This window comes from Celeribacter sp. ULVN23_4 (assembly GCF_054788345.1).
The window spans coordinates 66,563-92,422 of sequence record NZ_JBTVYO010000010.1 but is presented as its reverse complement, the minus strand read 5'-3'; the positions used below and the strand labels follow the sequence as shown (position 1 = coordinate 92,422).

Genomic DNA, 25,860 nt, shown 5'->3' with positions numbered 1-25,860 from the left:
TTATCCTTTCGAAGAAGCGGTCTCATGGAGAAGACTGTCGAGGATCGCAGGCAAAGCGTCCTGAGACAGGGGGAGAGAGGCGTGTGTTTCAAGCTCAGTGATCAGCCGCGCCAGAAGTGGCATGTCTTGGCGATCATGACGGGAAAGTTCGAGCGGGGCGCGGCAGATGGCGTCGAGTTCGAGCGGACGACCGGCGCGCGCGTCCTGCAGCATTGAGGTCGGGAAAGGGCCGGCATCAATCATGAGATCGACCAGCCAGTCATTGGACGGCAACTCATATCCCTGCGTGCACGCCCAATCGCGAAATTCTGTTGCGAGCCGGGTTGCGATGGCGCGCAGCGGCTCCGACTGCCCGACCTCTTCAAGTGTCGCGCCGGACAGCGCGGTTAGAGGGTTTGTGGCAAGGTTTGCCAGCAGTTTGACCAGCACTTTCTGGCGAATGTCTTCTGATAGATCCGTGCGAACGCCACCGGCTTCGAGGGCCTCCATGAGGGCTTCAATGCGAGCGGCGTCCGAACCTTCCGCGACAGGTCCGAGGCTGAGCGTGGGCGTGTTCGAGGACAGTGCCTTTTCGCCCTCCATGCGCACGGTCATCAACAGGACGGCTCCGAGGATTTGCCGTGGACTTATCGCCTTGGCCAAACCGCCATCTGGATCGAGAAAGGGAATGTCGCCCATTTCGTCCGGCGTGGCGAAGAACCAGAACGGCATGCCGTTGACCATCGGGATGACCAGCGTGTCGGGACCAATGCCTTTTACGTTTGCCCGAACAGCGGCCCCGAGGCTTTGAGATTTGACGCAGAGAAAAACCGCGTCCATCGGGTGATCCAGTTGGGAGATGGCTTTGGGCGTTGCGTGGATCACCGTGCCTCGATCATCCAAGAGAACGCCGCTCTCGCGCACCTCTTTGAGCCGATCGCCGCGCGCCACGAGATGCACAGAGGCTCCGGAGCGTGAAAGCAGGGCCGCCATCGCGGTGCCGATATTGCCCGCGCCGATTACGGCGATGTCGAGGGAAGAACGGGTCATGGTCTTTCTGTCTGGTCTCAAGGCAAAGCTTATCAATTCACCCCAAATGGGGTGGTCTTTCAGCTGTGTTGTTTGGAAGGGGTGGGTCCGGAAGACCCGGGCCCGGTCTAGGTGGTTTCGGGCTTATTTTTCCGAAACGGCTTTGACCTCGGAGAGCATCATCTCATAGGCCGCAGGGCCATCGACACCGGTCTCGGAGACCTGCGCAAGCTTGGCGTCGATGATCGGCTGGAGGCTTGCTTTCCAAGAGGCCAACTGCTCGTCGGTCGCCGGGGTCACGGTGATCTTGCCGTCCATGGCTTCCAGCCCGGCCGCGTCGACGCGGTCCCACATCTGGCCGGCCATACGGGCGAGGTGCTCGCCGGTCACGCTGTCGATAGCGGCCCGTTGTTCCGGGGGGAGGCTGTCGTATTTCGCCTTGTTCATCACGATGTAGAACGAGGTGTTGTAGAGGCCGCCGGGCACGGAAACGCCGGTGTCGAGCTGCGGGATGAGGCCAAAGAAGCTGACGGATTCATAGGGGAAGAGAATGCCATCTGCGACGCCTTGGGATAGAAGCTCATAGGCTTTCGAGGAGGGGCCTTCGACCGGAACAGCGCCGAGCTCGGTCGCGATCTCATGGACGATCCCGCCGCCAACGCGGATTTTCTGGCCCTTGAGCAGATCGACCGAAGTCGGATCGGTTTCTTTCAGGAAAATCTCGCCGGGGCCGTGAGTGAAAACGGCCAACACTTTAACCTGATCGTATTCGCCAGCGTCTTTCAGCATGGCATCCCAGGTGCGCCAGTAGGCCACGGAGGTCGCCTCTGCACTGTCGCCGAGGAATGGAATTTCTGCGATGTTGGTGGTTTTGAAACGACCCGGGCTATACCCCTGCACGCCGAAGGTGATGTCTGCCACACCGTTCACAGCGAAGTCGAAATGCGCAGCGGGCGGTCCGAGCGGGGCAGGCAGAATATTGGCGACAACTTCGCCGCCTGTGGCTTCCGCGATTTCTTCGGTCATCGGCACGATCACTTCGGACACCAGCGGGTGCGAAGGGGGCAGCCAGTTCGCCACCGTCAAAACGGTTTCCGCAAAGGAGGGCGCGGCGAACAAAAGAGAAAGTGCGGTGGCAGGCAAAAGGTGTTTCATGTGGTTTCCCTGATGATTGTTGGCACCTCGTCATACGCGAGATTTATGGCTTGGGACAGGTGCGCGAGCGTGGGTGTCGCGGCACGTCCCGGATACGATCATGTGGTTCTGTGCGTGCGATTTCCGATGTTTTTTAGAATTAGGTGAATATTGCGGCAGATTTCCCCTTGGGGAAGGGTGGATGTTTTTTGCCTGAGAGATTTCCTGGGGATGCGGAGTTTCGGTGCGGTTTTGAAAGAAATAGTTTATAAATTACTTAGGTTTGCTGGTGGTGCATAAATTTTGATCTCGGTGTGTTTTGGGGCGCTTGTTGCGAGTCTTTCGGCCTTTTTTAGGGGGCTATGACAATTTTTTTAGGACTATTAACGGTAGGATTACTTCAAAAGCATCCCCGTGAGTCGTGTGGGGTGGCGGCTAAGGGGGCGGTGCAAGCCGTTGCGAAATCTTTACTGAATACGCAAAGCGCGTTGCGCCGCGGCAACGCCCGTCCCTTTCAGGCTTTCGACCAGCATAGGGCTTGGCTCATTGGTCTCGAAGGTTGTGCCGCACAGATTTCGAGTTTCGATTTTAAGTATATGGCAGGGGCTGCGCGCAGAGTTCGTGGGGAGACATGCCAGAGGCGTTTCTTCAAGTGCATACTGCAAAGTATATATTCGCAAAATGCTAATCTTCAGCTTGGCAGCGATGTGGAACTACAGTTAAAACATGCGCGATGCGGCGAAAGAGGCCGTTGATAAGCAAGATCAGGAGAGCAGTCATATGGCGCCAGAACAGGATGCGCAGAAAAACAGCTCTCGATCAGGGCGCGTGAAAGAAGACCGTCTGAGCAAGGAAAACTGGCTTGAGGCTGGACTGAAAATTCTCGGCCAGACGGGCCCCGGGGGGATCCGGATCGACCAGGTTTGTAAGGCGATGAATGTCACAAAAGGTAGTTTCTACTGGCATTTTCAGGACCGCCAAGATTTTTTGGATAGTTTGTTTGCGTATTGGCGAGGCCGTGAAACAACGGGATTAATTCGCCATGTTGAGGAGCATTTCAAACGTCCGGAGGATCGCATCTGGTATGTGTTGGAATTTGTGACGCTCGGCACGTTCGACGTCGTCACCGAAGTTGCCATGCGACAGTGGAGCCAGAACTCAGAGATTGTGCACGCAGGGCTGAGCGAAGTTGATGCAGAGCGCTTGGCGTTTTTCAGCCGTCAGTTTGCTCAGATGGGATTTGAAGGCGAAGAGGCCCGGATGCGCGCGGCAACGATGTATTCCGTGACGCTCAGCTTTGGTTTCATGATCACAGGCGAAAGCCATGATGAATTGGAACGGCGCATCCGGGCAAGTTACGAGCTTTTGCTGACCCGTTGAGTTCAGTAACCAACCCGAGCCCAGACGCAATCGTGGTCGGCCAAGGGGCGATCATTTGCATCGAGAGACGACAAAACGCCTTTGTCGAGGCACTGCATGCCGCGCGCCGCGATCCAGTCGAGCTTCATCACCCGCTCAGGGTGTGGTGTGATCAGCGACGGGCGTGTGGTCATGCCCTCGGCGGTGAAGCCCCAATCATACCCCCGTGTTTCGCCAAATTCGAAAAGGCTTTCGTCGCGCCAGTCGAACTTGGGTGGAATGTGATTGCCGGTGTTCAGATCGCCACCGATCAGGATCGGCATGTCCGGGGCAAACTCGTCGAGCGCATCAAGCAGGATTTCAAACTGCGCACGGCGATGGGCCTCTCCCGCGTTGCTTTCCAGATGGGTTGAGACCACGCAAATTTCGCCCGCTTCCGTCGGGAGAACCGCCGCGATTGCCATCCGTCCACCAAGGCGGGGTTGGTCGGGATCGGCGGCGTGGCTGTCAGAGGCAAACCAATGGCCGTGATCGTCGAGCCGGATCAGGGTGACCTTGTCGAACGGCACCTTGGAAAGCACGGCGTTGCCATGCCAGCCAAGCGCGTTGAAGTCGTCCTGACAGAAATGCCGCTCAGTCGCGCCACCGAGACCCATTTCGAAAAACTCGACGCCGAAAGCATAACCCATGCCCAAAGCCTGAGCGACGTCCGCCGTCGTGTGGCGTTGTCCGGTGCGGGACATGCCGTGATCGACCTCGGACAGCAGGACGACATCCGGGGACAGCGGTGCCAAATGTGCGGCGGTGTCGACCGGGAACAGGCAGCGTTCGACGTTCCAGGCCGCGACGGTGATGTTCCGTGGCAGGGTCTTTTGCGAGGCTGTGCCGCCGATCTGCACGGCATTCATCGCCAGCACATCCGCCATCATTTCGCGGTGACACTCCGAAGTTCTGGGCGTGGCGAGAAGCGCAGCGCGCTGCGCCTCCGTGACCGCTGGAAGCTTGTCGAGCAGGGAGATCATGCGGGCGCTCCCGAGATGGTCTCTGCTTTGACGTCCGCATGGGGCTGAGAAACGGTCACGTCGAAACGCTTGCCGGTTTCCGGGTGGAACAGGCAAAGGTTCTGCATGCGGCAGGAAAGGCGCAGAGGTCCAATAGCGACATCTTCCTCTTTCGACAGGTGGACGGTCAGGCGCTGCCCGTCGATTTGACCATGCAAAAGGCGGTGCGCGCCAAGCTCTTCGATCAACTCGACTTCCATGGCGAGCGGGCCATGCGGGTCGATGATCAGGTCTTCAGGCCGCAGCCCCAGCGTGATCGGCCCGCGCGTCGCGGACGCGACCGGAAGCTTCAGCCCGGCAAAGAACAGTTTGCCGTCCATCATTTCCGCAGCGACCAGATTCATCGGCGGCGCGCCCATGAAGGAGGCGACAAAGGTCGAGGCCGGGTTGTGGTAAATCTCCGACGGTGTGCCGATCTGTTCGATCTTACCGCCGTTCAAGACGATGATGCGGTCGGCCATCGTCATGGCTTCGACCTGATCGTGGGTGACGTAGATCGAGGTCACGCCAAGACGTCGTTGCAGGGCCTTGATCTCGATCCGCATCTGGTTGCGCAGTTTGGCGTCGAGGTTCGACAGCGGTTCATCGAAGAGGAACAGCGCCGGGTCACGCACGATGGCGCGGCCCATGGCGACGCGCTGACGTTGGCCGCCGGAGAGCTGCGCCGGTTTGCGGTCGAGATACTCGGTGAGATTGAGCATCTTTGCTGCCTCATCGACCTTGCGTTCGATCTCGTCTTTCGGCGTTTTGCGGTTTTTGAGACCATAGGCGATGTTCTTGCGCACCGTCATATGCGGGTAGAGCGCATAGTTCTGAAACACCATGGCGATGTCGCGATCCGCCGGGTCGAGCGTGTTGACGATGCGATCGCCGATGGAAAGCGCACCATCGGTGATGTCCTCCAGCCCCGCGATCATGCGCAGCAGCGTGGATTTACCGCAGCCCGAGGGGCCGACCAGCACAACGAATTCGCCGTCTTTGATTGAGAAACTTGCAGGGGTAACGGCTTCGACGCCGTTGGGATAGACTTTGCGGACGGAGTCCAAGGTGACTTGAGCCATTGTGTGTGTCCTTATTTGTCGGATTCCGTGAGGCCCTTGACGAACCAGCTCTGGAAGAAAATGACGATGGCGACGGGGGGCAGAACGGCGATGATCGCCAGTACGTTCGCGCGCCCGTATTCGGGGATTTCATTGCCGCCTTGCAGCACCTGAACGATCCGTTTGATGCCGCGCACGAGCGTGTACATGCTTTCGTCCGTGGTGATCATGGTGGGCCAGAGGTACTGGTTCCAGCCATAGACGAACATGATGATGAACATCGCGGCGATCATGGTTTGCGAGAGCGGCACGAGGATGTCGATGAAGAACTTCACCGGTCCCGCGCCGTCGATGCGCGCGGCTTCGACCAGCTCTTCGGGAACGGAGCGGAAGAACTGCCGGAAGAAGAAGGTCGCCGTCGCCGAGGCGATCAGCGGCACGATCAGGCCGGTGTAGGTGTTCAACAGGCCGAGCTTCTGCGTGATCTCGTAGGAGGGCAGAATGCGCACTTCGAGCGGCAACAACAGCGTCGTGAAGATCAGCCAGAACGCGAAGGTCGCAAACCGCAGGCGGAAATAGACGATGGCATAGGCGGCCATCATGCCGATGACGATCTTGCCGATTGCGAAGCCAAGTCCAAGGATCAGCGAGTTCTTGAACATCGCAAGGCCAGTGTTTTCGCCGGAAAACCCGGAAGCCTCGAACATGGCTTTGTGAAAGTTCGGACCGAGTTGATCGCCGAAATAGAGGCCGGGGCCGTATTTCGCCGTCTCGACATCGGGCGTCGAGGCGGTTTGCAGCATGATCAGCAAGGGCAGGAACATGAAGAGAGACCCGGCGATGAGAATCGCGTGATCCGCAATGACGGACCAGCGAATGCGGCGACGGGGGATGACGGGGGTGGAAATGGAAATATCAGCCATGATCCTGCCTCAGGTGTAGTGAATACGGCGTTCAACCAGACGGAACTGGAACACGGTCAGGGCGAAAACGAGCACCATGAGGATCACCGATTGTGCCGAGGAACCGCCGAGATCGTTGCCACGGAAGCCGTCGATATAGACCTTGTAAACAAGGGTCATCGGGTTGTTCGCGGGCTCACCTTTCACCAGCGTGTCGATCACGCCGAAAGTGTCGAAAAGCGCGTAGGTGATATTGATGATCAGCAAAAAGAACCCGGTCGGTGCGAGCAGTGGAAAGGTGACGTCCCAGAAGCGTCCAGAGGCCGAGCGGTTGTCGATCAGCGCGGCCTCACGGACGGATTTCGGAATGCTCTGGAGCCCGGACAAGAAGAAGATGAAGTTCACCGGCACCTGTTTCCAGACGGAGACGAGCACCATGGCGAAGGAGGTATCGAAGTAATCCGCGCGCATGTTGAACTCCCAGCCGAACAGGCCGAAAAATTCCGTCAGCGGTCCCCAGCGCTGGTTGAACAGCAAGAGGCCCATGAACCCGGCAACGGGAGGGGCGACGGCATAGACCCACATCAGCAGCGTGCGATAGGTCTTCGCGCCCCGGATCACAGCATCTGCTTTGACCGCCAGCAGAAGAGCGAGGGCGAGCGAGAAAAACGTCACCAGAACGGTGAAGACCAGAGTGAAATTCGCGACCTTGAGATACTCGGCAGATCCCGCCAGCGAGGTGTAGTTCTCGAGCCCGACAAAGGTCTGCCCGAAGCCAAACGGGTCTTGCAGGTAGAAGGAGGATTTCACCGCATAGGCTGCGGGCCAGTAGAAGAACAGAAGGATGATCGACAGCTGCGGCACGAGCAGCAGGATCGGCAGCCAACGGGAGGAAAACCCGGCACGTTTCATGGGGGGACCTTTCTCAAAAGCCTGACGGCCGCAGGGGATGCGGCCGTCAGAGATGTCGTTCAGACTGGTCTTAGCCTTGGGTCTTGGCGAAACGGGCGAGCAGCTCGTTGCCTTCTTTCTCGATGGTCGCCAGAGCGTCCTCGACGGAGGTCTCACCGGAGAGCACGCGGCCCAGTTCGCGGTTTTCGACGTCACGGATCTGGACGTAGAAGCCCATGCGGTAGCCGCGGGTGTTGTCGCCAGCTTGCAGCATCAGCTGTTTCGGGCCGGTTTCAGCAGCCGGGAAGCGGTCGTAGTGACCATCGGCTTTCGCGAGTTCGTAAGCGGCGGTGGTGACCGGAACGTAACCGGTTTCACGGTGCCACATGTACTGAACTTCCGGGGAGGTCAGGTAGCGGAAAAACTCGGCGGTTGCCTTGTTTTCCTCTGCGGATTTGCCGGCCATGGCAAAGAGCGACGCGCCGCCGATGAAGGTCTGGTAGCCTTCGTCGGTGATGGAAGCCCAGTAGGGGAGGTAGGAAGAACCCCAAGCGAAGGGCAGGTCCTTCTTGGACAGGCCACCGAAGTCACCGGAGGAACCGATATACATCGCAGCTTTGCCGTCTTCGAACTGAGCTTGGTTGTCGTCCCAGCCGGTGCCGAAGAAGCCGAAGTAACCTTCGTCGAGCCATTCTTTGACTTTGGTGAAGTGCATTTTCATCTCATCAGAGTTGACGAGGATCTTGGTGCCTTCAGCGCCTTCATAACCGTTGGAGTTGGTCGCGAAGGGCAGGTTGTGACGGGAATGGAAGTTTTCCACGAATTCCCACGGCAGGTGCGTCTGGACCAGCGGGATGTAACCTGCGGCTTTGAGTTTCGGAGCGATCTCTTCGAACTGTTCGTAGGTCGCCGGAACCTCGACACCCGCAGCGGCCAGCGCGTCGGCGTTGTAATACATCACCGGGGAGGAGGAGTTGAACGGCATGCCGATCATCTTGCCGTCGTTGTCGGCATAGAAGTAGCGAACGCCCGGGATGTAGTCGTTGATGTCAAAGTCGACACCGTTTTCGGACAGAAGGTCCTGAACCGGAACGGTTGCGCCTTTGGCACCGATCACGGTGGCGGACCCGGCGTCGAACACCTGCATGATGTTCGGCTGCTCGCCTGCACGGAAGGCGGCGATGCCAGAGGTCAGGGTCTCTTCGTAGGAGCCTTTGAACACCGGGGTGATCTTGTACTCGTCTTGCGAGGCGTTGAAGCCTTCGGCGATTTTGTTGACGGTCTCGCCGAGGTTGCCGCCCATGGCGTGCCACCAGGTGATCTCGGTTTCCGCGAAAGCGGCGGTGCCTGTGAGGGCGAAAGCGGCAGCGGCCGCCGTAAATTTCATCGTGTTCATCACACTTCTCCGGTCTGAGCCCGTTGCGGGCTTTGCTATCGGCGAAGCGCCCCCCTTTGGGTTTGCGCTCCTGCGGTGCTTCCCCCTGTGGGAGAGGTGCAAAACACATATGTGACACGAAGATCGCTCCGGGCCCTGTCTTGCACAGGTGACCACATGCCCGGGCTATGTGATGGTTCTGTGAAGGATTTTTTACCGTTCTGAAAAAATTTAGCGCAAACACTCCAATATGCCTTACGAGCGCGGTCTTCTTGGAGCGCGCATCGTTGGACGTTGCCGCCTCAACCAAAACGCATGAGAAGTGCAACTCATTTGATCTTTTGTGCGAAAAACAGCCCGTCCTTTCACCATTTTTTGCGTTTGAATGTAAATCGCCTTTGAGTTGTGTTCCGCGCGGAAGGTGCCGTTCGTACTCTGGAGACACCCGATGATCGGCCTGCGGATCATTTGGGGGGAGGATGCAGGCGACCATTCGAGAGTGTTAAAGATGATACCTTTACTAGATTTTCGACTGCACACATCGGGGAAAGACCCTCAAGGTTTTGCGCAGCAAATGGGACAGGCCTGTCGCGGAGAAGGCATTTTCCTGTTGTCAGAGCACGGCATTCCGCGTGGACTTTTACGAGAGGTGCTGACGGTCTCTGCAGATTTCTTCGCTTTGCCTGAAGCCGAAAAATTGCCACTCGACATACGCCATTCTCCGATCAATCGTGGCTGGGCGGCGTCCGGCGTTGAATTGCTCGGCGGCGCGACCGGCACGCCAATGGCCAAGGAGAGCTTCAGTCTCGGGTTGGACCTGCCAGAAAGCGATCCTCGTGTGCAGGCGGGAGAGCCGTTTCGTGGCCCCAATCTCTGGCCCGAAGATGACATGTTTCGCGATGTGATGCGCGACTACTATAAAGAGATGATGGGGCTTGGCAGAGCTTTGATGCGTGGCGTCGAACGGGACTTGGACTTGCCCCAAGGCGTGTTTCAAGCCCATTTCACAGAGCCGATGGCCACCCTGCGCCTGTCGCATTACCCGGATGCGCGCGGCGCGGTAAACGCCCCGCTGAGCGAGATGCCACAATTCGATTACGGGGCTTTGACGCTTGTCCTCACAGATGGCACCGGCGGCCTGCAAATCCGGACCCGGTCCGGCCAATGGCGCGATGTGCCGGAAACCCCTGATACGTTGATCGTGTTGGTTGGCGATGTTCTGATGCGTTGGTCCAATGATCTTTACCGCTCCGTGCCGCATCGCTTGCTGCCGCCGACTGAGCCGAGAAACATAGCTGCATTCTACCTCGATCCGAATCCAGACAGCGTCATCGCGCCGCTGCCGGGCGTAGGGCCTGCGCACTATACGCCTGTGCGTGCTTCGGAGTTTCTCAGATCGCACCTTGATGAGACGTATCTCCCCCCTGATCCGTCAGAGACAAAGGCGCAGACGTTTCGGCGGTGACGCGCGGCAACGCAGGTGGTGGTGCTTGTCCGTTGCGGCTGGACAGCGGGCGCAGCGCGGCCTAATCCTCCGGTATGACTTCGGATGCGACATCAGATTGGGACGAAGAACTCGACGCCATCGGGTTGATTTGCCCGTTGCCGGTTCTAAAGGCACGCAAGCGGCTTTTGTCCATGGAGGCGGGGCAGGTGCTTCGGCTGTTGGCCTCGGACCCGGCCGCAGTGATTGATGTCCCGCATTTCTGTCGTGAGGCCGGGCATGAGTACCTATCGATGCAGGATATGGCCGACACTCAGGCCTATCTGATCCGGCGCGGATAGCGCAGGCTGGATAGCTCAGACCCGCACGAGCATCTCCTCAGCCCGCGCCAGATCTTCTTTGGTGTTGATGTTGAAAAACATCTCTTCTGACGCCGGGCTTTCGAAGAGGACCGGCACCGCGCCTTTGCTCTCTGAAAACTGCACCATCCGGCGTTGATGGCGGGCCAGTGCGACGCGCAAATCATTGCGCAGGCTCACCGGCCAAAGCCCGAATGTCGGATGCCAGCGAGTCTTTCCGTCCTCTTCAGTCACCGCGATGCCAAAGCCTTCGGGCTGAGACACTTGCGACAGTCGCGCGACAAGATCGCTCGGAAAAAACGGCGTATCGGTCGCAACGGTGACGATCGCGTCAAAGCCCTTCGTTGCGGCCCAATCGAGACCAGCGAGCACCCCCGCAAGAGGCCCCTGCAACTGGGCTGAGCCATCGGGAATGATTGGAAAGCCGAATTCGGCATAGCGTTTCGGATCGCCATTGGCGCTGACCGCCAGAGTGGCGCATTGCGGTGCGAGACGGTCGATCACGCGTTTGATCAGGCGCTCGCCGCCAAGCTCAACAAGCCCTTTGTCTGCATTGCCGAGGCGGGTGCCTGCACCGCCTGCGAGGATCACACCGGGATAGCTGCTCATCGTCGTTCTGCTCCATAGGGCTTTTGATCTGTGGGGCCATTCTGTATGCCCGAGAGAGGGTAAATCAAGGGGCAGATCATGCTCGGATATGTGATGATCGAAGAGCCGGGGCTGGCGGATCGTTTGCTCGCGCAGCTTGCGGAGCGGCTCGAGGCGGACGGTGCGCGTGTCGCAGGGGCTGTCCAGATCAACATCGACCAGCCGGACCAAGTGAAATGCCGGATGGAGCTGAAGCTTCTGCCGAGCGGTGAGAGCATCACAATCTCGCAAAGTCTCGGGCCGCATGCGCAGGGCTGCCGATTGGACACGGATGGGCTGGAACGCGGTGTGTACTATGCCGAACAGGGGCTGGAGGCCGGGGCGGATGTCGTTCTGATCAACAAATTCGGCAAGCAGGAGATCGAAGGACGCGGGTTTCGCGATCTGATCGCGACGGCATTGTCTCAAGGTATTCCGGTTCTGCTCGGAGTTAGTCCAAAGAATTTCGAGGGCTTCAAAGTCTTCGCGGGGGAGTTTGCCGATCCGGTGATGTCAGAGCTGTCGGAGATGCATCGGTGGTGTAAGGGCAAGATGTGATGTGCTTATGAATTGGGCGCTTCGTCTCAATTTATAAGCGTGTTGCAATTCTCTCTCAGTCCTTTCTACCGATTGCCCCGCAGGAATTGTTTACTTTCTCCCGCCCTTCGCGCGATGTGACCGCATGAGTGCACCGCTTTCCGTCATCGTCGTCGAAACCGACCGCACCCGCGCCCAGCTGATCGTGGATAGCTTGAGTGCGGCGGGGGAGTTCGACATTTCCGTCATTAATGACCCGAATGGTCTTGCGCGCCAGATACAGGCGCGCAACCCCGATGTGGTTCTGATCGACATCGAAAATCCCTCGCGGGATACGATGGAGGAGCTGGCTCTGGCCTCCGGTCCTCTCGATCGTCCCGTCGCCATGTTCGTGGACCGTGCCGATCAAGCCTTGTCCGCTGCGGCCATTGAGGCGGGGGTGTCCGCCTATGTGGTGGACGGTCTCCAGTCGCAACGCGTCAAGCCGATCATGGATGCCGCCATTGCCCGTTTTCGCATGTTCCAGCGGATGCGCACGGAATTGGCGGAGACCAAGAGAGCGCTGGAAGAGCGCAAGGTCATTGACCGGGCAAAGGGTATGCTGATGCGCGCCAAAGGCATCGGCGAAGACGAGGCCTATGCCATGCTGCGCAAGGCGGCGATGGATCAGGGCAAGCGCGTTGCCGATGTGGCGCAGGCCTTGGTGACGGCTGCGGGGCTGCTGTCATGAGAGCCACGACACTGTCTGTCGGGTTCATCCCGCTGGTTGATTCCGCGCCTCTGATCGTTGCGCAGGAAATGGGGTTTGCCGCAGAGGAGGGCATCGCGCTTGATCTGCGCCGTGCGCCGTCATGGTCCTCGCTGCGCGATATGCTCACATTCGGTCAGGTCGAGGCGGCTCATATGCTGTCGCCCGTTCCGGTCGCGAATGCCTTGGGGCTGGGCGGATCAGGCGCAAAGCTTTCCGCTGTGTCCGTTCTGTCGATGAATGGCAATGTTATCGGTGTTTCGAACGATCTCGCCGCCCGTCTGCGCGGTGAGGGGCATGATTTTGCCTTCAATGATGCCGCAAGCGCGGGCAAGGCGCTGATCTCTGCGGTCAAAGGACGGCTTCGGATCGGCGTGCCCTTCCCGTTCTCTATGCATGCCGAGCTTTTGTATTACTGGCTGTCCGCTCTTGGGCTGCCAGCGCCGCAATCGGTCGATATTCGCACGGTGCCGCCGCCACTCATGGCGGATGCGATGGAGACCGGCGAAATCGATGCGTTCTGTGTCGGTGAGCCTTGGGGCTCCAAGGCGGTGGACAATGGGGTGGGAGAGCTTCTGCTGCCGAGCTGTGCGATTTGGTCCGCGGCCCCGGAAAAGGTGCTCGCCGTCCGTTCCGACTGGGCGGAGCAGGAAAGCGCGCTGATGGGGCGTTTGATCCGGGCAATCTGGCGGGCAGGGCGTTGGCTGGGCTCTTCCGAGAGCCGGACGCTGACCTCCGAGCTGTTGAGCCGGTCGGAATATTTGGATCTGCCGTCCGAGATGCTGGAACGCGCCCTGTCCGGTCAGATCGTCATCTCTCCGACGGGGGAGACGCGACAGGTTGAGGGCTTCCTACAGTTCTTCAACGGGGCGGCAACCTTCCCGTGGCGCTCTCAGGCCGAATGGATCGGGGCACAGCTTGCCGCGCGAACCGGCCTAGACCGGTCTCAGGCACGGAGCATGGCGCGCAGTGTCTTCCGCTCCGATCTGCACCGACAGGCCCTGACGCAAACCTCTGCGGATTTGCCGGAAGAGTCTTCCAAATTGGAGGGCGCTTTGAAGGCTCCGACGCCGGTGGTCTCCGAGGCAGGCCATTTGATTCTGGCGCGAAATCAGTTCTTCGACGGGCGAATTTTTGATCCGTCCAAGGAGTAATGCGTAAAAAATACGCATTTTTGTGCAGGTGCAGCAGATTTTCGGCGAGGACAGCGTAAGTGCTTTTGCATCCGCAGCGTGATTCTCCGCATAACAAAATCATCGCAAGGCAACGATGCCGCGATACGGAACATAGTCCCGGTGATCGGGACAAAGAGCAAAGCCGCTCGATAGATCGCCCCTTCTCCTCCCAGGCGGTCCATCGGCGGCTTTTTTCGTGTTTTCATCTCCGACAGGGACAAAGGGATAAACAGATGAAAAAGTTTCTACTCGGCCTCGCGGCCACGACTGCACTCGCGACCCCGGGGTGGGCCGAGATGCTCGATCTGGAAAAAGATGAGCTGACCTTCGGCTTCATCAAACTCACCGATATGGCTCCGCTCGCGGTGGCCTATGAACAAGGCTTCTTTGACGACGAAGGCCTCTTCGTGACGCTCGAAGCGCAGGCCAACTGGAAAGTTCTTCTGGATGGCGTGATCGACGGCACGCTTGATGGCGCGCATATGCTGGCCGGTCAGCCGCTTGCAGCGACCATCGGTTTCGGCACCGAAGCGCACATCATCACACCCTTCTCCATGGACCTGAACGGCAACGGCATCACCGTGTCGAACGAGATCTGGGAAGAAATGAAGCCGAACATCCCGACGGATGCGGACGGCAAGGTGCAACACCCGATCTCCGCCGAAGCGCTTGCTCCGGTCGTTGAGAAATACAAATCCGAAGGCAAGCCGTTCAACATGGGCATGGTCTTCCCGGTGTCGACCCACAACTACGAATTGCGCTACTGGCTGGCCGCCGGAGGTCTGCATCCGGGCTATTACAGCCCTGAAAACATCACCGGGCAAATTGGTGCCGATGTTTTCCTCTCCGTGACTCCCCCGCCGCAAATGCCCGCCACCTTGGAAGCCGGGACGATTTATGGCTACTGCGTCGGTGAGCCGTGGAACCAACAGGCCGTGTTCAAAGGCATTGGGGTGCCGGTGATCACTGACTACGAGCTTTGGAAAAACAACCCGGAAAAAGTGTTCGGCATCACCGCAGAATTTGCGGAAGAATACCCGAACACCACGAAAGCGGTTGTCAAAGCTCTGATCCGTGCCGCGATGTGGCTCGATGAGAACGACAACTCAAACCGTCCGGAAGCCGTGGAAATTCTGTCCCGTCCGGATTACGTGGGCGCCGATTACGAAGTCATCGCGAACTCCATGACCGGTACGTTCGAATATGAGAAGGGCGACAAGCGCGATGTGCCGGACTTCAATGTGTTCTTCCGCTACAATGCGACCTATCCGTTCTACTCCGACGCTGTTTGGTACCTGACCCAAATGCGCCGCTGGGGCCAGATTTCTGAGGCCAAACCGGATAGCTGGTACGATGACGTTGCGAAATCCGTCTACAAGCCGGACATCTACCTCGAAGCCGCACGCCTTCTGGTCGACGAAGGTCTCGCCAACGAGGAAGACTTCCCCTGGGACAGCGACGGCTACAAAGCGCCGACGCCCGCCGAGGACATCATCGACGGCATCGCCTATGACGGTAAAACGCCGAACGCCTATCTCGACAGCCTGCCGATTGGCCTGAAAGGCGAGCAAGTTGTCGAAGGAACCGAAGTCAAAGGGTAAGGGAACCCATCTCTTAGACTTCTCAAGAACTTCGGGCGCGATCCCCCCCCACACCTAACGCGCCCGAAGACACCTCTTTCTGAGGGCCTCAGAGCCCTTTCTTTTCAAACCAACCTCTCTGATGCGAGGATCCCGCAATGACTGCCATCGACCCCCAAGCGCTCGACGCCGAGGCCGCCCGTAAGGCCCGCGAGGATCGTCGCGCCAAACTTTTCACCCGGATCAACAAGGCCGACACCTGGTTTCAGGTTCTGGGCCTGTCCTGGATGACCCCCGTTCTCAAAGCGCTCGCCGGAGACAACCCGAAAGCGCAGGCGAAAGAAATCTGGAAGCTCCTGGGCGTTCCGGTTCTGGCCATCGTCGGTTTCCTGATGCTCTGGGGAACGCTCGCGCCGAAGGTACAGACCTCTCTGGGCGCGATCCCCGGGCCGTCTGCGGTCTGGGAAGAGGCCGTGAACCTGCATCACGACGCCATCGCCAAGGCCGAGAAAAAAGCCAAGTTCGAAGAGCGTGTCGAAGCGCGCAACGCGAAATACATTGCCGCCGGTCAGCCCGAAAAGGTGAAGGACATTCCTTACACCGGTTCGCCGTCTTATTATGAGCAAATCTGGACCTCGATCAAAACCGTGTTCTTCGGCTTCCTGATCGGCTCCGCGATTGCCATCCCGCTCGGAATCCTCGCCGGTCTGTCGCCCTACGCCAATGCGGCGATCAACCCGCTGGTGCAAATCTTCAAACCGGTTTCGCCGCTGGCGTGGCTGCCGATCGTGACCATGGTGGTTTCCGCGCTCTACACGACGAACGACGGGTTGTTCGCCAAATCCTTTCTCGTGTCGGCGATCACCGTGACGCTCTGTTCGCTCTGGCCGACCCTGATCAACACCTCTCTCGGTGTGGCCTCCATCGACAAAGACCTCGTCTCCGTCTCCAAAGTGCTGAAAATGGGCACATGGCAGAAGATCACCAAGCTGGTGCTGCCCTCCGCCCTGCCGCTGATCTTCACCGGTCTGCGTCTATCCCTCGGTGTGGGCTGGATGGTGCTGATCGCCGCTGAAATGCTGGCGCAGAACCCCGGTCTCGGCAAATTCGTCTGGGATGAATTCCAGAACGGCTCCAGTCAGTCGCTCGCGAAAATCATCGTCGCCGTGCTCACCATCGGGATCATCGGCTTCCTGCTGGACCGCGTGATGTACGCTCTGCAATCCCTCTTCACCTTCTCCAACAATCGGTGATCGAAATGGGTATCCTGACGTTTGACAATGTCTCCAAGAGCTTCGGTGAGGGCTTGCACCGCACCGACGTGCTCAAGAACATCAACCTCGATGTGGAGGAGGGCGAATTCCTCGTGCTCCTCGGTTTCTCCGGCACCGGGAAAACCACGCTGATCAATCTGATGGCCGGGCTTGAAACGCCGACCTCTGGCGCTGTGAGCTTCAAAGGTCAGCCCGTCACCGGTCCGGGACCGGAGCGCGGGGTGATCTTTCAGAACTACTCTCTGATGCCGTGGCTGACGGTGAACGGTAATGTTCGGGTCGCTGTCGATACGCTCTTTCCCGATCTTTCGAACGTGGAGAAGGACGAGAAAGTCGCGCATTACGTCAAGATGGTCGGTCTCGGCCACGCCACGACGCGCCGTCCGGCGGAGCTGTCCGGCGGGATGCGTCAACGGGTGAACGTGGCTCGTGCCTTGGCGATGAACCCGGAGGTTCTGTTGCTGGACGAACCGCTCTCCGCGCTCGACGCGCTGACGCGTGCCAATCTGGCCGACGAGATCGAACATATCTGGGAAGCGGACAAGAAGACCTGCGTGCTCATCACCAACGATGTGGACGAAGCGATCCTTTTGGCCGACCGGATCATTGCGCTGAACCCGGACGGGACGCTGGGCGATGAGTTCAAAGTGAGCATCCCGCGCCCGCGTGATCGCTCCGAGATGAACCATGACGAAACCTTCCACGCCCTGCGTGCGCAGGTCACCAACTACCTGATGGATGTCGGGATCGAAGCCAAAGCCGAGGGCATCAAGCAGCTGCCCAACGTGACCGCCATTCACAATTCAAAAGTTCCGGCGGCGATTGAGAAGGCCCAAGAAGGACTTATCGAGCAGAAATTCCTGACCTTCGAGGGGCTGCACAAGGTCTATCCGACCCCGAAAGGCCCGCTCACGGTTGTCGAGGACTTCAACCTCAAACTGAACCGGGGCGAGTTCATTTCGCTGATCGGGCATTCGGGCTGCGGCAAGTCCACGGTTCTCACCATGGCCGCAGGTCTCAACGATATCTCGAAAGGTGCGATCAAGCTTGACGGCTTTGAAGTGCGCGGCGCCGATCCCGAGCGCGCTGTGGTGTTCCAGTCACCGAACCTGTTTCCGTGGCTGACTGCAAAGGAGAACGTGGCCATTGGTGTCGACAAGGTTTACCCCGGCGCATCGCAGCCCGAGCGCCAGGACGTCATTGAATATTATCTTGAGAGGGTCGGTCTCGCTGACTCTATGGACAAGCCCGCGTCGGCGATGTCCAACGGAATGAAGCAACGTGTGGGCATTGCCCGCGCCTTTGCCCTCTCTCCGAAACTTCTGCTCCTCGATGAACCCTTCGGGATGCTCGACAGCCTCACACGATGGGAGCTTCAGGAAGTGCTCATGGAGGTTTGGGAGCGGACCAAAGTGACCGCGATCTGTGTCACGCACGACGTCGATGAAGCCATCCTTCTGGCCGACCGCGTGGTGATGATGACCAACGGGCCGCAGGCGACCATCGGCAAGATCACCGAGGTCGATCTCCCGCGCCCGCGCTCGCGCAAGGCGCTCTTGGAGCACCCGGATTACTACAAATACCGTCAAGACGTGCTCGACTTCCTCGAGGAATACGAACACGGGGCCAAACCGAAAAAAAAGCCTGAGCCGAAAGCCATCGCGGCGGAGTAAAGACATGGACACGAACACGATCTCCCTCGTTCAGACCAGTTTCGCGAAAGTGAAACCGATCTCGGAAACTGCCGGCGAACTGTTTTACGCCGACCTTTTTGCAACCGCCCCCGAAGTGCGTCCGCTCTTCAAAGGCAACATGGGCGAGCAGGGCATGAAGCTTATGGCGACGCTTGGCGTCGTCGTGAACGGGCTGAATGAGTTCGAAAAGATCGTGCCCGTCGCCGAAGCGCTGGCCCGCAAACATGTCGATTATGGTGTCGAACCGGCGCATTACGATGCGGTTGGTGCCTCTCTGTTGCGTGCGCTCGAACAGGGGCTCGGGCCGGAGTTCACGCCAGACGTAAAAGCGGCTTGGGTCTCGGCCTATGGCACGCTTTCCGGCGTGATGATTTCTGCCGCTTACGGAGAAGGGGACGCCTGATGGCCGAACGACTCGTCATCATCGGGGCCGGTATGGCGACGGGACGGCTTCTGGACCACTTGGTCGCGGAGGCACCGGACGCTTTCGCGATCACCGTCTTCAACGGAGAACCGCGCGGCACTTACAACCGGCTCATGCTCTCTCCGGTTCTGTCCGGGGAGTTGAGCTATGACGAGATCGTCACCCATGACGATGCGTGGTACGCCCGTCATGGCATCTCCACGCGCTTCGGCGAATGGGTGCAGCATATCGACCGGGACCGCAAAGTTGTGATCGGCGAGAATGGCGAAGTGCGCTATGACAAACTGGTCATCGCCACCGGGTCGAGCCCGTTCATCATTCCGCTGCCGGGCCACAACCTGTCCGGTGTGATCGCCTACCGCGATCTCGAAGACACCGAGGAAATGATCCGTCTGGGTGACAAGCCGAACGGGCGTGCGGTTGTCATCGGTGGCGGGCTTTTGGGGCTTGAGGCGGCAGCTGGGATGGCGGCGCGGGGCACCCATGTCACCGTCGTCCATCTCAACGAACATTTGATGGATCGCCAGCTCGACGGCCCCGCCGCGACCTTGTTGCGTCAGGCGCTCGAAGCGCGCGGGATCGAAGTGATCTGCGGTGCCAATTCGAAAGAGATCATCGCGAATGCCGAGGGCCGTGTCCGTGCGCTCCTGCTTGATGACGGGCGGATGCTCTATTGCGATCTGCTGGTCATGGCTGTCGGTATTCGGCCTTCCACCGGGGTGGCGCAAAGCTGCGGGCTTGAGGTCAACAAGGGCGTTTGTGTCGATGATCACCTGACCACTTCTGACCCGAATATCTTCGCGCTTGGCGAATGTGTGGAACATGACGGCGCGCTGTTCGGCCTTGTCGCCCCGCTGTTCGATCAGGCCAAAGTCTTGGCGCAGACCCTGCGCGGTGCGTCTGAGGTATTCATCAACAAAGATGTCTCCACCAAGCTCAAGGTGACGGGCTGTGATCTGTTCTCCGCCGGGGATTTCCACGATGGCGAGGGCCGTGATTGCATCACTTATTCCGACCCGACGGCTTCAGTGTACAAGCGTTTGGTGATCGAGGACGACCGCCTCATCGGGGCGGTGATGTATGGCGATACCAATGACGCGGCTTGGTTTTTTAACCTGATCCGCGACGGTGAAAACGTCTCCCTTATGCGGGACAGTCTGATTTTCGGTCCGGCGTTCCAGAACGCGCCGGATGCGCCTGTCCTGGAGGTCATGGCATGAACGCGCCGAAATCCACCTGTGCGATCCGCTCGACCTGCCCCTATTGCGGGGTTGGCTGCGGCGTGCTTCTTGAGGCCGCTTCCGAGGGCGGTCTGGAGGTCAAAGGCGACAAGGCTCACCCGGCAAACTTCGGTCGGCTTTGCTCGAAAGGCACCGCTTTGGGGGAGACCGTTTCTCTCGACGGGCGCCTCTTGGCGCCGCGCGTGGACGGCCAAGACACCGATTGGGACACGGCGCTTGATCTCGTGGCCCGCAAGTTTTCCGACGCGATTGCCCAGCATGGCCCGGATAGCGTCGCCTTTTATGTCTCCGGCCAACTTCTAACCGAGGATTATTACGTCGCCAACAAGCTGATGAAAGGCTTCATCGGCTCGGCGAATATCGACACCAATTCCCGGCTTTGCATGGCTTCTACCGTTGCGGGCCACAAGCGCGCGTTTGGCACCGACACCGTGCCGGGCACTTACGAAGATCTCGATGAGGCCGATTTGATCGTGCTCACCGGGTCGAACCTCGCCTGGTGTCACCCGGTGCTCTATCAACGCATTCTCGCCAACCGCAAGAAGCGCTCGGAGCAAAAGCTCATCGTCATCGACCCGCGCCGCACCGCGTCTTGCGATCTTGCCGATCTGCATTTGCCGCTCAAAGCCGGGTCTGACGTAGCACTGTTCAACGGGCTTCTGGCCGAGATCGCCAAACGGGGTCTGATCGATCAGAGCTTTACCGCAAATGTCTCAGGTCTTGAGGAGGCGATCACCGCCGCCGAGACCGACGATCTCTCTGTCACCGGCCTTTCCGATGAAATGCTCGCCGAGTTCTACGATCTGTGGTGCTCGACTGAGAAAGTCGTGACGATCTTCTCGCAGGGGGTGAACCAGTCGTCCTCCGGCACAGACAAGGTCAATTCGATCACCAACTGCCATCTCGCGACGGGCCGTATCGGGCGTCCGGGGCTTGGGCCGTTCTCCGTCACCGGCCAGCCCAATGCCATGGGCGGGCGCGAAGTGGGTGGTCTCGCCAATATGCTCGCCTGTCACCTCGACATTGAGAATATGGATCACCGCAAGGCCGTGGGCGACTTCTGGTCTGCGCCGGTGATGCCGGAACAGGCAGGGCTCAAGGCCGTCGATCTTTTCCGCGCCGTGGGCGAGGGCAAGATCAAGGCGCTTTGGATTCTCCACACCAACCCCGCCGTTTCCATGCCGGATGCCGATAAGGTGCGCGGGGCGATTGCAGGCTGCGATTTCGTCGTGGTCTCCGACATCACCGAGGCGACGGATACGGCGCGTTTGGCCGATGTGCTTTTGCCTGCGACTGCATGGGGCGAGAAAAGCGGCACCGTGACCAATTCCGACCGGATCATCTCGCGCCAGCGCGCGGTTCTGCCGGCCCCCGGAGAGGCGCGCCCGGATTGGTGGCAACTGGCCGAGGTCGGGCGGCGCATGGGGTTTGCTCAGGCGTTCGATTATGAAACCCCTGCCGAGATTTTCCGTGAATACGCTGCGCTGTCCGGCATTGCCGGGGGCTTTGGCAAGGATTTCGACATTTCGGGCCTTCGTGACCTGACGGATGCCGAATATGACGCGTTGGAACCGACCCGTTGGCCAGTGTCTGACGGCAAACAGGGCGGTCGTTTCTTTGCGGACGGGCAGTTCTTCACCCCGGATGGCAAGGGCCGGATGCTTCCTGTGTCTTGGAAACCGCCAGCGGCCAAGCTTGAGCCGCGCTATCCGTTCCGTCTCAACACGGGCCGAGTACGTGATCAGTGGCACACCATGACCCGCACCGCCCGTGCGCCGCGTCTCAATGCACATCTGGGCGAACCTTTCGTTGAAATCCACCCCGATGACGCCGCCGAAAAAGGGATCGGGCCGACCTCGCTGGTCGAGGTGACGACTCCGCACGGCACAGCCATTTTGCGCGCTATGATCACGGACCGGATCGCGCGCGGCGACATTTTTGTCCCGATGCACTGGACCGGGGAAAACGCCCCCGCTGCGCGCATCGACGCTTTGGTCGCGCCCGTGACAGACCCGATTTCCGGCCAACCGGAGAGCAAGGCGTCGGTCGCTAAAATCGCGCCACTGAACGCGGCATGGTACGGGTTTGCGATCTCGCAGGTGCCGGTGAAAGCCAATTCGGACTACTGGGCACAAGCCAAGACCTATGCGGGCTACCGGATGGAAATGGCGGGGCTGGACGTGCCGGAAGACTGGCTCGAAGAAGCGCGACGCCTGTTTGATCTGCCAAATTCCGAGGCCCAGACGATGTTTGACCCCGCCAAAGGCACGGCGCGGATCGCTTTCCATCAGGACGGAGCCTTGGTCGCCGCGCTGTTCATCTCACGCGAACCTGTCGTGGTGATGCGCGATTATCTCACGCATCTGCCGGGCCAAGAGGCGCCGATGGTGCTGTCCGGCAAGTCGCCCACCGATCAACCTGATCCGGGGCCGGTGCTCTGCTCTTGCTTCAATGTCGGTGTGAACACTATTCTGACCGCGATTGAAACACGCGGGCTGATGACGGTCGAGGCGATTGGCGAGGCGTTGCAGGCGGGCACGAATTGTGGCTCCTGTCGCCCGGAAATCAAAGCGCTGATCGAACGTGTCCAGGCCCAGGAAGCCGCTGAGTGAACACCTTATGAGCATTGCCGAATACGTCCGGATTCTGGGGCGTGGTCCGGGCCGATCCCGGTCTCTGACCTTTGACGAAGCCCAAGACGCCATGTCGCGTGTGCTGCGCGGTGAGGCTGCGCCGGAGAGTGTCGGCGCGATGCTGATGCTGATGCGGATGAAGGGCGAGGTTCCCGAAGAGATTGCAGGGTTCACGCGGGCGCTGCGCGATACGCTGGTGACCGTGCCGACGCCTGATCTGGATTGGCCGTCTTATGCGGCGGGCCGCACCCGTGGCCTGCCGTGGTTTCTTTTGTCGGCGCGTCTCGTGGCGCAGGCCGGGTATACGGTTCTGATGCACGGGTGGAACGGGCTTGGCGAAAGCGGTCATCTGGTGCGCGAAGGGATGCCCTATGCCGGGATCACCTCCTGCGCCTCGCCGGAGGCTGCCCGTGATGTGCTGGACCGCGATGGCATCGCCTATCTGCCGCTTGAAAACTTTTCGCCTGAGCTTTTGCATCTTCTGCAGTTGCGCGCCGTGTTCGGTCTGCGCTCCTGTCTCAACACCGTCGCGCGGATGCTCAATCCGGGCGGGGCAGGGGCCTCGGTTCAAGGCGTGTTCCATCCGCCCTACCGCGAGTTGCAGGCGGATGCCTCCAAGCTCTTGGCGCTCAAATCCATGTCCGTGATCAAAGGCGGCGGCGGTGAGTTCGAACGCAATCCGTCGAAAGATATTCAGGTCTTTGGGTTGCGGGACGGGGAAAGCTGGGAGGCATTGGTGCCGCCCGTCGAGACAGACGCACGCCGCCTCAACGATGGTGAAACAGACCTGTCGCGACTGTCTGCGCTTTGGGACGGGGCACTCAGCGATCCTTTCGCGGAGGCCATCGTCAAAGCAACCACCGCCTTGGCACTCGATACATTGGGGGCCAAAGACCCCGAAGATCGCGCTTCGGCGTTGTGGCAAGCGCGACGAGGCTAGACGCGTCCCGCGATCTCCTTGAAATCCCACCCGTCTTTCCATGACTTGGTCAGAATTCCGCCGTTATTGACCGGAATATTACCGGGTAACAACAGGTTTATGGAGCTCCTGAAATGGACATCGCAACGCAGGGCAAACAGTTTCTCAACCAATGGCTCTCTGGTTTGGACGCGGGTGACACGCTGATCTTTATGGCCGTAGGACTTGGATTGATCATCTTTTCGGTTGCGGCGATGGTCTGGCAAAAGCTTCAGGGGCTGGAGCATCAACCGCCGCGCAAAGCGGGCATGGTAGACCCTATGCCGCGCTCCATTCCAGGCGAGCGCCATGTTGCCACCCGTCAGAAAGGCGATGCTTTTATGCGTCGCCTCGACAATATCGGCTGATGTACAATCTATGAATTGTTAAGGCCCGCCCGCTGCTCATTCGTGAGACAGCAGGCGGGCCTTTCGCATGTCGTGCTACATGAGAGCCGGCCTGGACGCGTGTTGTCAGCTGCGCCGATCAGAAATCGAGTTCGACGTCCGGCAGATCCAGCTCTTTCATCAGGTCGCGAAGTTCCTGACGGGCGGCCACATTGGATATGTTCATCGCCGATTTGACACCGACGTCCTTGAGATCGAGCAGTGTCAGCCCGCGCGGGAACAATTCACGGAAAATAACCCGCTCCGAAAAACCGGGAGCGACGCGAAAGCCGATACGTTTGGACAGTTCGGAGAGCGCATCGCCGATCTTTTTCTTGTTGTGCATCGCCTGCGCGCCGAGACGGTTCCGCAGGACCACCCAATCAATCGGCTTGAGCCCAGCCTGAGCGCGGAGCTGTCGGGCGTTCCAAACCATTTCGGAGTAGACCGACGGGCCGAGGATCTTGTTCGTGTCCGGATCGACACGGGCGAGAAGATCGAAGTCGATGAAGCTGTCGTTCATTGGAGTGATCAGGGTGTCCGCCAGCGTATGCGCAACCTGAGACAGGCGCGTGTGCGAGCCGGGGCAGTCGATCAGAATGAAGTCGCAGCTTTCCTCAAGCCCGGTGACGGCCATCGAAAGACGGCGGTCATAGATGTTTTCACCTTCCGCGAGATCGGAGGCGTCCACCTGCGGCAGGTCGCGATATTCGGGCGTCGGAAGCTCAATGCCTTCGCGCAGGCAATAGCTCAGACGGTTTTCCAGATAGCGGGCAAAGGTTTTCTGACGAAGATCGAGGTCAAGCGCACCAACGCTGTGACCCATCCGAGCCAAAGCCGTGGCCACATGCATGGAAACTGTCGATTTCCCTGCTCCGCCCTTCTCGTTGCCGACGATGATAATATGCGCCACGTTCCAAAATTCCCGTTATTCGCCGCAGTTTTTGTACTGCAGTCGTGATCCCTTTGCCTCTGTATGCAGGGGTTTTCGTGTCCGCTGCAAGAGCGTTTCTTGCCGCGGCACGCAATCGATTTCGATCTGTGGTTGTCTTGCATTTCGAAGGCTGCGGGGAGGGGGCAGATCGGCGTTTGTCCAAAGAAAAAGGCCCGCATTTCTGCGGACCTTTTCCAAACAATCGCTTTTGGCGGGGCTTAGAAGCCGAGGCCAGCGTATTTGTTTTTGAACTTGGACACACGGCCACCGGCGTCGAGCAGGCGGGAGTTGCCGCCGGTCCAGGCCGGGTGCACGGTCGGGTCGATGTCGAGTGCGAGCGTTTCGCCCTCGGCACCCCAGGTGGAGCGCATTTTCACGATGGTGCCATCGGTCATTTTGACGTCGATGAAGTGGTAATCGGGATGGATATCTTGTTTCATCGTGACAATCCTCAGGCTTCGAGCGGCTTGTAGTTGGTGACTTCTGCGATACGAGCGGATTTGCCGCGACGCGAACGCAGGTAGTAGAGTTTGGAACGACGCACACGACCGCGACGCACAACCTCAATGCTTTCGATGTTGGTGGAGTAGAGCGGGAACACACGCTCAACGCCTTCACCGAAGGAAATTTTGCGAACCGTGAAGGATCCGGCAATGCCTTTGCCGTTCTTACGGGAGATGCAGACACCTTCGTAGTTCTGCACACGGGTGCGCGTGCCTTCGGTCACTTTGTAACCGACGCGGATGGTGTCACCGGCCTTGAAATCCGGGATGGTTTTGCCGAGAGCTTCGATTTGCTCGGCTTCAAGCTGGGCGATAAGATCCATCGCTTGTTCTCCAATTTGCTCGTGGTTTTGTCCACGAAGGTTTCAACTGCCTCAGAGCTCCGCGTCTTCGATCGGGTCCATCTGGATGATGCCCGCCGGAGGGTTCAGGTCGTCTTTGCTTTGATCAATTTGCCTGGGCTGATGTGGACGAAGAAGAAGCCATCCGGTCCATAGCAAAAAGGTCTGTGCGCCGAATCCCGGTGCCAGACGGCTGGTGTATAGGTCGATGCGCGTAGGATGGCAAGTCTTT

The 25,860-nt window shown here is 59.1% G+C and carries 24 protein-coding genes and 1 pseudogene; 14 read left to right on the top strand and 11 right to left on the bottom strand.

The window, feature by feature from the left end; all coding sequences use genetic code 11:
* Both ACYBHZ_RS17725 and ACYBHZ_RS17720 read right to left on the bottom strand, forming a co-directional pair.
* Window positions 1-1,029, bottom strand: a complete 1,029-nt coding sequence (locus ACYBHZ_RS17725) for a ketopantoate reductase family protein (protein ID WP_460275633.1) — start codon at window positions 1,027-1,029, stop codon at window positions 1-3.
* 123 nt (window positions 1,030-1,152) lie between these two features.
* A complete protein-coding gene (locus ACYBHZ_RS17720; protein WP_460275632.1) occupies window positions 1,153-2,163 on the bottom strand; it encodes a TRAP transporter substrate-binding protein in 1,011 nt (336 codons plus the stop codon).
* 705 nt (window positions 2,164-2,868) lie between these two features.
* On the opposite strand from ACYBHZ_RS17720, the gene ACYBHZ_RS17715 reads away from it, so the two are divergent.
* Window positions 2,869-3,522: a TetR/AcrR family transcriptional regulator gene (locus ACYBHZ_RS17715; RefSeq protein ID WP_460275631.1), complete on the top strand. Its 654-nt coding sequence runs from the start codon at window positions 2,869-2,871 to the stop codon at window positions 3,520-3,522.
* 2 nt (window positions 3,523-3,524) lie between these two features.
* Here the strand turns inward: ACYBHZ_RS17715 and ACYBHZ_RS17710 are convergent, their stop codons facing one another.
* The 5 genes from ACYBHZ_RS17710 to ACYBHZ_RS17690 form a co-directional block, all read right to left on the bottom strand.
* Window positions 3,525-4,523 carry an endonuclease/exonuclease/phosphatase family protein gene (locus tag ACYBHZ_RS17710; RefSeq protein ID WP_460275630.1) on the bottom strand — a complete coding sequence of 333 codons (999 nt, stop codon included), beginning with the start codon at window positions 4,521-4,523 and terminating at the stop codon, window positions 3,525-3,527.
* On the bottom strand, window positions 4,520-5,623 hold the full coding sequence (locus tag ACYBHZ_RS17705; RefSeq protein WP_460275629.1) for a sn-glycerol-3-phosphate import ATP-binding protein UgpC: 1,104 nt from the start codon (window positions 5,621-5,623) through the stop codon (window positions 4,520-4,522). Before ACYBHZ_RS17705 ends, ACYBHZ_RS17710 begins: the two co-directional genes overlap by 4 nt.
* 11 nt (window positions 5,624-5,634) lie before the next feature.
* Entirely contained in the window at window positions 5,635-6,525 is an 891-nt protein-coding gene (locus ACYBHZ_RS17700) for an ABC transporter permease subunit (protein ID WP_460275628.1), read from the bottom strand.
* A 9-nt stretch (window positions 6,526-6,534) separates the two neighbouring features.
* On the bottom strand, window positions 6,535-7,416 hold the full coding sequence (locus ACYBHZ_RS17695; RefSeq protein WP_460275627.1) for an ABC transporter permease subunit: 882 nt from the start codon (window positions 7,414-7,416) through the stop codon (window positions 6,535-6,537).
* Window positions 7,417-7,486: 70 nt separating this feature from the next.
* The gene (locus ACYBHZ_RS17690) at window positions 7,487-8,791 is read right to left on the bottom strand and encodes an extracellular solute-binding protein (protein ID WP_460275626.1); all 1,305 of its coding nucleotides are present in this window, start codon (window positions 8,789-8,791) and stop codon (window positions 7,487-7,489) included.
* A 427-nt stretch (window positions 8,792-9,218) separates the two neighbouring features.
* Between ACYBHZ_RS17690 and ACYBHZ_RS17685 the strand changes: the two genes are divergently transcribed.
* Window positions 9,219-10,235: an isopenicillin N synthase family dioxygenase gene (locus ACYBHZ_RS17685; protein WP_460275625.1), complete on the top strand. Its 1,017-nt coding sequence runs from the start codon at window positions 9,219-9,221 to the stop codon at window positions 10,233-10,235.
* 74 nt (window positions 10,236-10,309) lie between these two features.
* The gene (locus ACYBHZ_RS17680; RefSeq protein ID WP_460275624.1) at window positions 10,310-10,555 is read left to right on the top strand and encodes a sulfurtransferase TusA family protein; all 246 of its coding nucleotides are present in this window, start codon (window positions 10,310-10,312) and stop codon (window positions 10,553-10,555) included.
* Window positions 10,556-10,570: 15 nt separating this feature from the next.
* Here the strand turns inward: ACYBHZ_RS17680 and mobA are convergent, their stop codons facing one another.
* A complete protein-coding gene (gene mobA / locus ACYBHZ_RS17675; protein WP_460275623.1) occupies window positions 10,571-11,182 on the bottom strand; it encodes a molybdenum cofactor guanylyltransferase MobA in 612 nt (203 codons plus the stop codon).
* Window positions 11,183-11,260: 78 nt separating this feature from the next.
* On the opposite strand from mobA, the gene ACYBHZ_RS17670 reads away from it, so the two are divergent.
* The 11 genes and pseudogenes from ACYBHZ_RS17670 to ACYBHZ_RS17620 all read left to right on the top strand — a co-directional run bounded on the left by ACYBHZ_RS17670 (window position 11,261) and on the right by ACYBHZ_RS17620 (window position 23,832).
* The gene (locus ACYBHZ_RS17670; RefSeq protein ID WP_460275622.1) at window positions 11,261-11,758 is read left to right on the top strand and encodes a DUF2478 domain-containing protein; all 498 of its coding nucleotides are present in this window, start codon (window positions 11,261-11,263) and stop codon (window positions 11,756-11,758) included.
* A gap of 124 nt (window positions 11,759-11,882) precedes the next feature.
* Window positions 11,883-12,467 (top strand): ANTAR domain-containing response regulator, encoded by a 585-nt coding sequence (locus tag ACYBHZ_RS17665; protein ID WP_460275621.1) that lies wholly within the window; start codon window positions 11,883-11,885, stop codon window positions 12,465-12,467.
* A complete protein-coding gene (locus ACYBHZ_RS17660) occupies window positions 12,464-13,639 on the top strand; it encodes a CmpA/NrtA family ABC transporter substrate-binding protein (protein ID WP_460275620.1) in 1,176 nt (391 codons plus the stop codon). The genes ACYBHZ_RS17665 and ACYBHZ_RS17660 overlap by 4 nt, the downstream gene beginning before the upstream one ends.
* A 254-nt stretch (window positions 13,640-13,893) precedes the next feature.
* Entirely contained in the window at window positions 13,894-15,261 is a 1,368-nt protein-coding gene (locus ACYBHZ_RS17655) for a CmpA/NrtA family ABC transporter substrate-binding protein (RefSeq protein ID WP_460275619.1), read from the top strand.
* A 137-nt stretch (window positions 15,262-15,398) separates the two neighbouring features.
* Window positions 15,399-16,493, top strand: a complete 1,095-nt coding sequence (locus ACYBHZ_RS17650; RefSeq protein WP_460275618.1) for an ABC transporter permease — start codon at window positions 15,399-15,401, stop codon at window positions 16,491-16,493.
* Between the two features lie 5 nt (window positions 16,494-16,498).
* Complete coding sequence (locus ACYBHZ_RS17645) at window positions 16,499-18,187, top strand: ABC transporter ATP-binding protein (protein WP_460275617.1); 1,689 nt, start codon at window positions 16,499-16,501, stop codon at window positions 18,185-18,187.
* A gap of 4 nt (window positions 18,188-18,191) precedes the next feature.
* Window positions 18,192-18,611 carry a globin family protein gene (locus ACYBHZ_RS17640; RefSeq protein ID WP_460275616.1) on the top strand — a complete coding sequence of 140 codons (420 nt, stop codon included), beginning with the start codon at window positions 18,192-18,194 and terminating at the stop codon, window positions 18,609-18,611.
* Window positions 18,611-19,849 (top strand): annotated as a pseudogene (locus ACYBHZ_RS17635) (NAD(P)/FAD-dependent oxidoreductase); the annotation flags it as partial. The gene ACYBHZ_RS17640 and the pseudogene ACYBHZ_RS17635, both read left to right, overlap by 1 nt.
* Entirely contained in the window at window positions 19,849-22,485 is a 2,637-nt protein-coding gene (locus tag ACYBHZ_RS17630; RefSeq protein WP_460275615.1) for a molybdopterin-dependent oxidoreductase, read from the top strand. The pseudogene ACYBHZ_RS17635 and the gene ACYBHZ_RS17630, both read left to right, overlap by 1 nt.
* A 7-nt stretch (window positions 22,486-22,492) precedes the next feature.
* The gene (locus ACYBHZ_RS17625) at window positions 22,493-23,446 is read left to right on the top strand and encodes a glycosyl transferase family protein (protein ID WP_460275614.1); all 954 of its coding nucleotides are present in this window, start codon (window positions 22,493-22,495) and stop codon (window positions 23,444-23,446) included.
* 113 nt (window positions 23,447-23,559) lie between these two features.
* The gene (locus ACYBHZ_RS17620) at window positions 23,560-23,832 is read left to right on the top strand and encodes a hypothetical protein (RefSeq protein ID WP_460275613.1); all 273 of its coding nucleotides are present in this window, start codon (window positions 23,560-23,562) and stop codon (window positions 23,830-23,832) included.
* A 118-nt stretch (window positions 23,833-23,950) separates the two neighbouring features.
* On the opposite strand, the gene ACYBHZ_RS17615 is transcribed toward ACYBHZ_RS17620, so the two are convergent.
* From ACYBHZ_RS17615 to rplS, 3 genes are all read right to left on the bottom strand, one after another.
* Window positions 23,951-24,763, bottom strand: coding sequence for a division plane positioning ATPase MipZ (locus ACYBHZ_RS17615; RefSeq protein ID WP_460275612.1), 813 nt, complete (start codon window positions 24,761-24,763; stop codon window positions 23,951-23,953).
* 239 nt (window positions 24,764-25,002) lie between these two features.
* A complete protein-coding gene (gene rpmE / locus ACYBHZ_RS17610; RefSeq protein ID WP_460275611.1) occupies window positions 25,003-25,224 on the bottom strand; it encodes a 50S ribosomal protein L31 in 222 nt (73 codons plus the stop codon).
* An 11-nt stretch (window positions 25,225-25,235) separates the two neighbouring features.
* Window positions 25,236-25,610: a 50S ribosomal protein L19 gene (rplS, locus tag ACYBHZ_RS17605; protein ID WP_460275610.1), complete on the bottom strand. Its 375-nt coding sequence runs from the start codon at window positions 25,608-25,610 to the stop codon at window positions 25,236-25,238.
* Between the last annotated feature and the right edge of the window lie 250 nt (window positions 25,611-25,860).